This window comes from Streptomyces sp. CC53, from assembly GCF_001865245.1.
GTDB lineage: Bacteria > Actinomycetota > Actinomycetes > Streptomycetales > Streptomycetaceae > Streptomyces.
The window spans coordinates 1-6,141 of the sequence record NZ_MKXB01000164.1; the positions used below are offsets into that span (position 1 = coordinate 1).

A 6,141-nucleotide genomic window follows, 5' to 3' on the forward strand; every position below is an offset into this window, starting at 1 on the left:
CCCCACCGCTTCAGGCGCAGGCCCGGCGCGGCCTGCCGGTGGCCGGTACGGCGGTCCCGGCCGTCCCGCCGCCGCGGGCAGGGCCGGCCGCTCAGGACGGCTCGGCCGGCGGCACGTCCAGCGCGGGGACGGGGCGCGGCGCGCGGTCCGCGCCGATGGCGACGAACGTGAGGGAGGCGGTGGCGACCTCCGTGGCGGGGCCGGTGCTGTTCCACCGCTCGGACGTGACGCGGACCCCCACGGTCATGGACGTCCGCCCGGCGCGGGTGAGCCCGGCCTCGACACTGAGCAGGTCCCCGGCCCGTACCGGAGCCAGGAACGTCATCCGGTCGACCGAGACGGTGACGGCAGGGCCGTCGGCGTGCCGCCCGGCGGCCGCGGCGGCCGCGTCGTCGATGAGCTTCATCATCACGCCGCCGTGGATCGTGCCGTACAGGTTGGTGTCGTGCTCGCTCATGATGTGGGCGAGGACCACCCGGGACTCCTCCGGCGTCTTGGCCGGGCGGGCGGGGGCGGGGCGGGTGGCGGTGGGTTCGGCCACGTCAACTCTCCTTCGCGAGTCGCGGCAGGGCTGTTCCGCGCGGCACGGGATGACGGCGCGCGGGCAGCGGCAGGTCTTCGGACTCGCGGGCACGTGCCGGGGTACGGCACGCCTACTGGCCGTCGCTTCCCAGGTCCGGTACGCCGGACCCAGTGCGTATGACGGCGGTCGTTCCCGCTCACCGCTGCGGGGCAGTCCCGGACTCCCACCGGGTTCCCTCTTGCGACGCATCCCGCCTGGCGGACGGGGCGAACCGCTGCGTGCCCAGCCTACGCGGCCACCCGCCGGGGCGGGCCGGTCGCCCTCGTGAGCCGGTGTACCGCACGCCCCGGCGCACGGGCAGGACGTGACGGCCCGTCGGGGCGCGGCCGGGACCCGCCCGGGGACGAGCCGGGGTGTGACCGTGGGCTTCGGTCCCGCACCTCCCCGGCGCCGACCGCCGGGCGGCCTCCGGCCGCGGGCGGGCACCGTCCCGGGCGGTCGCGGGCCCGCCGGCCGGCCGCTCCGGGGGTCTGCCGGGCGCTCCCGTTCACGGACCCCCGGAGCCGCGCGGATCAGCGGCTGTGCCGGAACCCCTTGCCGGTACGGTCGAGGGGTTCCGGCGCCAGCCCCAGGAAGCGGTCCCGCAGGGCGTCCCACGCGGCGAGCCGCCCGAAGTCCGGTGCTTCCAGAATCTCCTGACGGTCCGACAGGAAGGGGTTCGGCAACAGGACGGTCATCATCTGCTCGTCGCGCCCGTTGAACAGGCGGACCCCCCAGCTGACCGGGGCGCCGTCCGAGCCGATGCTGCGGTACAGCTCCGCGCGGGAGCAGCGGCGGATGCGGCCCAGTTCGGGCCCCGACGCGGTGTGCTCGCCGATGCACAGGTGGAAGTGCCAGTGGCCGAAGTCGATCGTGGCGTACCCGTCGTTCATGGTGATGGCGGTGGGTGCGCCGGGTGCGCGCACCTCCCAGGCGGCGCCCTCGATGATCGGTCCGAAGTGGATGTGCTGCCAGTGGTCGGTGAAGACCGTGGTGACGAGGTCGAGGAGCGTGGCCTCGTCCGCCGGCAGGGGCCAGACATGCTGGGTGCCGCCGCCGGGGGTGTCGACGACGGTCGGTTCCGTGGTGGTCATCGGGTCTTCTCCTTCGTGGTGAGGACGCAGTCGCCGCAGGTGCCCGCCCCCGGTACGCGGTAGTACAGGCAGCAGTTGCGGCGGTGGAAGGCGAGCGGTCCGCCCGGGTCGGCGCGGTACGTGCCGGCGCCGGCCAGCGGCGGCCGGTCCAGCAGTGCCCGGACGAGCGGGACGACGGGCAGCACGGTGTGCGGCGCCCTGGCGAGCAGGACGCGGTGGGCGCCGATCAGCGCAGAGGCGGCGTTGCCGTGCAGGGTGCGCGGCGACACTCCCGACACGTTCCGTACGGCCTCGGCCCAGGGGGCCAGGTTGTCGGCCAGCACCGTGCGGTGCAGGCCGGTCTGCGGGTCCTCGTCCGTCTCCGCGGGGTCGGGGAGCCACAGGTCCAGGGGGCCGGAGGCGGGCAGGCGCCAGCGCAGCCGGTCCGGCCGCAGATCGGCGACCCGGCCCGTGAGCGCGGTGTAGGCCAGGGCGATCGACCAGAGCCGCGACGCGGCGCCCAGGTGAAGGGTGGAGGCGGCCACACGGAACTCGTCGGTGCCCAACCGCCCGCTGACGGCCCGCACGCAGGCGTCCAGCGTGTCCGGATCGGCGTACAGCTCCGTCAGGGGCCGGAACCCGTCGGCGTCGGGGCGGGGACCGGAGGCCACCGCGAAGTAGGGGCCGATCGCGGAGACCCGTGCCAGGGCGTCGGGCGCGGCGAACGCGTTCACCATGCCCGCACCGCCCGGGTCAGCTCGTGGAAGCCGCGCGCCTGCGCGGCCCGTCCGTCCGGTCCGACGAGGGCGAACCGGTTCCCGCCCGCCCAGGCCACCCGGGCGGCGGCCGATCCGCCGGCGCCCGCGACCGCCAGCCCCTCCCGGGCCAGGGCGCGTTCGAGGAGCGGCAGCACATCCGGCGGCGCCTCCACCGCCACGTCCCCCCGCGAGGTGCGCCGCAGACCGAAGGTGCCGGAAGCCGGGTCGAAGGCCAGGTGCGCGGCGTCGAAGGCGTCGGCGACGGCGCCGCCGCTGATCAGGTCCTCGGGCGCCCCGGCGTGCACGCGGGAACTGCGGTCGACGAGCCAGACCGCGTCGGCGACCCGCAGGGCCAGCTCCAGGTCGTGCGTGCTGACCACGACCGTCAGGCCCTTGTCCCGGGCGAGGTCGCGCAGCAGCACGGTGAGCGCCACCCGCGAGGGGACGTCGAGGAACGCCGTCGGCTCGTCGAGGAGGACGACCTCGGGCTCCTGGGCGAGGGCGCGGGCGGTCAGGACGCGTTGGCGTTCTCCGTCGGAGAGCTCGGAGGCCGGCCGGTCCGCGAGGTGTCCCGCGCCCACGGCCTCCAGCGACCACGCGACGGCCGCGTGGTCCGCGGCCGTGAGACGGCCGGTGAAACCCGTGTGCGGGTGGCGGCCGAGGCCGGCCAGTTCCCTGACGGACAGCAGCCCGGGGTCCACCCGGTCGGTGAGGACGACGGCCAGCCGGCGGGCGAGCACGGCCGGCGATGTCTGCGCGAGGTCGGCGCCGCCGACCCGGATCCGACCGTCGAGCGGCGGCAGGAGTCCGCACAGGGTCCGCAGCAGCGTGGACTTGCCCGCGCCGTTCGGCCCGAGCAGGACGGTCAGTTCACCGGCCCGCGCCGTGAGGTCGAGCCCCGACAGCACGGCCCGCCCTGCTCCCCGTCCACGCCGTGACCGGCCGCGGTAGCCGACGGCCAGCCCGTGGGTGCTCAGCCCGCCCCCGCGGCCGGCACCGGTGGCCACGGACGGCAGGGTCTCGGTCATCGTGTCGGTCACGAGGCCACTCCTTGTACGCCGCGACGGCTGCGGATGAGGAACGCGATGACGACGGGTGCGCCGAACAGCGAGGTGACGGCGTTCAGCGGCAGCACCGCGTCCGAACCGGGTGGCTGGCTCAACAGCGCGCACGCCAGTGCCAGGAACGCCCCCGCGAGCATCGACGCCGGGACCAGCGCCCGGTGGTCCGAGGTCCCCAGGGCCACCCGTGTCAGGTGCGGCACCGCCAGTCCGAGGAAGGCGACGGGGCCGCAGAACGCGGTGGCCGCGCCGGCCAGCAGCGCCGTGCCGAAGAGCGCCAGGTCGCGGCTGCGCCGCACGTTCAGGCCCATGCTGCGGGCGTAGTCCTCGCCGAGCAGCAGGGCGTTGAGACGTTTGGCGGAGAGCAGCCCGGTGAGCAGGCCGACGCCGATGACGGGCAGCATGACCTGGAGGTCGGGCCAGGTCGTGGCGCTGAAGCTGCCCAGGCCCCACATGACGAACTGCTGGGCGCGTTCGGGCCGGGCGTAGACGAGCATCACCCCGACCACGGCGGTGGCCGCCGAGCCGATCATGACGCCGATGACGAGCAGGGTGACGGCCGACCGCACCCACCTGGAGAGCAGCAGGACCAGGGCGAGCACGGCGGCGGCGCCGATCGAGGCGGCCAGGACGACGCCCACCCGCCCCAGCCCGGCCAGGTCGCCGGTGAAGCTGCCGGCGACCCCGCCGGTGCCGACGACCACGGCGGCGACGCCCATGCCGGCGCCCGAACTCACCCCGAGGGAGAACGGGTCGGCCAGCGCGTTGCGGAACAGGGTCTGCATCTGCACGCCCGCCACCGCGAGGGCGGCGCCCACCGCGGTGGCGGTCAGCGCGCGCGGCAGTCTGACCTGCTCGACGATCACGGTCCACCGCGGGTCCTCGGCGCCGCCGCCGGACAGGACCCGCACCACCTCCGTGACCGGCACCGGGTGGGAGCCGGTCGCGACCGTGAGTACGAACAGCGCGGCGGTGCCGGCCGCGAGGGCGAGGACGACGGCCAGGCGCCGCCGCACCGGCGGCGCCTTCGGCGGGGCGTCCGGGGCGGCGGCCGGCGCGGTTGCCAGGTGTGCCGTCACGCCTTGGGCACCGGCTGGTAGAAGGTGAAGGTGTGGTCCTTCGCCTGCTCCGGGTGCATCAGCGCGAACAGGTCGGCGAGCACCAGGTCCGGGCGCAGCACACCACGCTCGAAGTAGTCGTTGCCGCCGCCGGGACCGAGCGCCTTCTGGTTCGTCCACACGGCGCCGCCGGACACGGCCTTGAGCTGCCCGTACCGGCTGTCGGCCTTCACCGCGTCCGCGGTGGACCTCCACTGCTGGTCGGCGATCCAGATCGGAGCCTCGCCGCCCTTGGCGTACACCGCCTCGAAGTTCAGCTGGACGTTGCCGGTGCCCTTCTCGTCGGCCCACGGGTACGTGCCGCCCGCGTCCTTGATCAGCTGGGCGGCGTAGCTGCCGCCGGCGGGCATGTACCACGTGCCCTGGTACATCGTGCCGGGCAGCACCTCGACGGGCTTGCCCGCTTTGGCCGCCCGGGCGCCCTTCTCGGCGACCTCGCGGTAGTCGCCCTCGATGGTGTCGAAGACCTCGCCCGCCTGCTTCTCCGCCCCGGTGAGGGCGGCCATCGCCTTGACCCACTCGGCGCGGCCGAGCGGACTCGGCTCCAGCCACTCGGCGTTGGCGACGACGGCGATGCCGGCCTGGCGCAGCTTGGGGTACTGCGGGTCGTCGGTGCCCTGGGTCATCAGCACGTCGGGCTTGGCCCCGATGACCGTCTCGGCGTTGAGGGTGCGGTCCTTGGCGTACTCGGTGACCTTTCCGGCCTTCACCCGGTCCAGGACCTCGGCGGAGGAGATCGGCGCGACGCTCGCGACTCCTGTGAGGACGTCCAGGGTGCCGGTCTCCGTCAGCAGCGGCAGGTGGGTGGTGGAGGCGGAGTAGAGGCTCTTGACGGGGACGGTGACCTGCTGCGCCGACGCGAGGTCACCCGTCAGCTTCGGCTTGGGCGCACCGCACTTGACCAGGACGTACGACTCGGGCTTGCCCTTGGGGAAGGGTTCCTTGACGGTGAGGACCTGATAGCTCTTCTCGTACCGCAGCGTGAAGTTCCGGGCGTGCTCCACCGTCGACTTGACCGGGAAGTAGTCCTTGTCCGGGTCGAAGTCCTTGATGCAGCCCTCCCCGGTGGCCGGGGCCTTCGCGTCGGCTGGTGCGCCGGACCCGCCGCCGCACGCGGTGAGGGTGAGCGCGGCGGCGAGGAGCGCCGCCGCGGCGGCGTGACGGCGGCCGGGCATGACGGATCGTACGGACAAGTCGACTCCTGGTGGGCATGCGTGGGCAGGGCGCACCGGCACGGCCGGGCGCGGATGCGGAGCACGGGGAGGAAGCAGGGGCCCTGCGAACGGGAGGGACCCTCAAGGCGTGGGGGAGCAGCCCCCTGCATCACGCAGGGATGGCTGCGGCAGCAAGGCCGCAGGGGGCGCCGAACCGCCGCCGCGCATACGCAGGCACACGAGTGCCACCGCCTCTCCTGGGGAAATCCGCCCCGTGCGTCGAGGTGCGACGGCGTGAGTCTCCTGACTCGGGATCACGGCTTCTCCGGCCTTCCCGGACCCTGGCGGGGCCGGTGGCCGTGGGTGGAGTCGCTCCCCCTACACAGTGGCGGTACCGTGCCGGATTCTCACCGGC

At 74.8% G+C, this 6,141-nt stretch carries 6 protein-coding genes and 2 riboswitches; all 6 genes read right to left on the minus strand.

All coding sequences use genetic code 11. From position 1 onward, the window contains the following. Positions 1–91 precede the first annotated feature (91 nt). Positions 92–541 carry an acyl-CoA thioesterase gene (locus tag BJP40_RS19845; protein ID WP_071264408.1) on the minus strand — a complete coding sequence of 150 codons (450 nt, stop codon included), beginning with the start codon at positions 539–541 and terminating at the stop codon, positions 92–94. A 50-nt stretch (positions 542–591) separates the two neighbouring features. Then, positions 592–814, minus strand: a riboswitch (cobalamin riboswitch). 281 nt (positions 815–1,095) lie between these two features. Continuing rightward, on the minus strand, positions 1,096–1,656 hold the full coding sequence (locus BJP40_RS19850) for a hypothetical protein (RefSeq protein WP_071281520.1): 561 nt from the start codon (positions 1,654–1,656) through the stop codon (positions 1,096–1,098). After that, positions 1,653–2,372 carry a (2Fe-2S)-binding protein gene (locus BJP40_RS19855; RefSeq protein WP_071281521.1) on the minus strand — a complete coding sequence of 240 codons (720 nt, stop codon included), beginning with the start codon at positions 2,370–2,372 and terminating at the stop codon, positions 1,653–1,655. The genes BJP40_RS19850 and BJP40_RS19855 overlap by 4 nt, the downstream gene beginning before the upstream one ends. After that, positions 2,366–3,433, minus strand: coding sequence for an ABC transporter ATP-binding protein (locus BJP40_RS19860; protein ID WP_071281522.1), 1,068 nt, complete (start codon positions 3,431–3,433; stop codon positions 2,366–2,368). Before BJP40_RS19860 ends, BJP40_RS19855 begins: the two co-directional genes overlap by 7 nt. Next, positions 3,430–4,533: an iron ABC transporter permease gene (locus BJP40_RS19865; RefSeq protein WP_218153218.1), complete on the minus strand. Its 1,104-nt coding sequence runs from the start codon at positions 4,531–4,533 to the stop codon at positions 3,430–3,432. Before BJP40_RS19865 ends, BJP40_RS19860 begins: the two co-directional genes overlap by 4 nt. Continuing rightward, on the minus strand, positions 4,530–5,765 hold the full coding sequence (locus tag BJP40_RS19870; protein ID WP_226962371.1) for an ABC transporter substrate-binding protein: 1,236 nt from the start codon (positions 5,763–5,765) through the stop codon (positions 4,530–4,532). Before BJP40_RS19870 ends, BJP40_RS19865 begins: the two co-directional genes overlap by 4 nt. 260 nt (positions 5,766–6,025) lie before the next feature. Further along, a riboswitch (cobalamin riboswitch) is annotated at positions 6,026–6,141 on the minus strand.

Excerpts from the sequence above, each read along its gene's own strand:
- BJP40_RS19855 (WP_071281521.1), bottom strand. The coding sequence starts at position 2,372 with ATGGTGAACGCGTTCGCCGCGCCCGACGCCCTGGCACGGGTCTCCGCG.
- BJP40_RS19850 (WP_071281520.1), bottom strand. The coding sequence starts at position 1,656 with ATGACCACCACGGAACCGACCGTCGTCGACACCCCCGGCGGCGGCACC.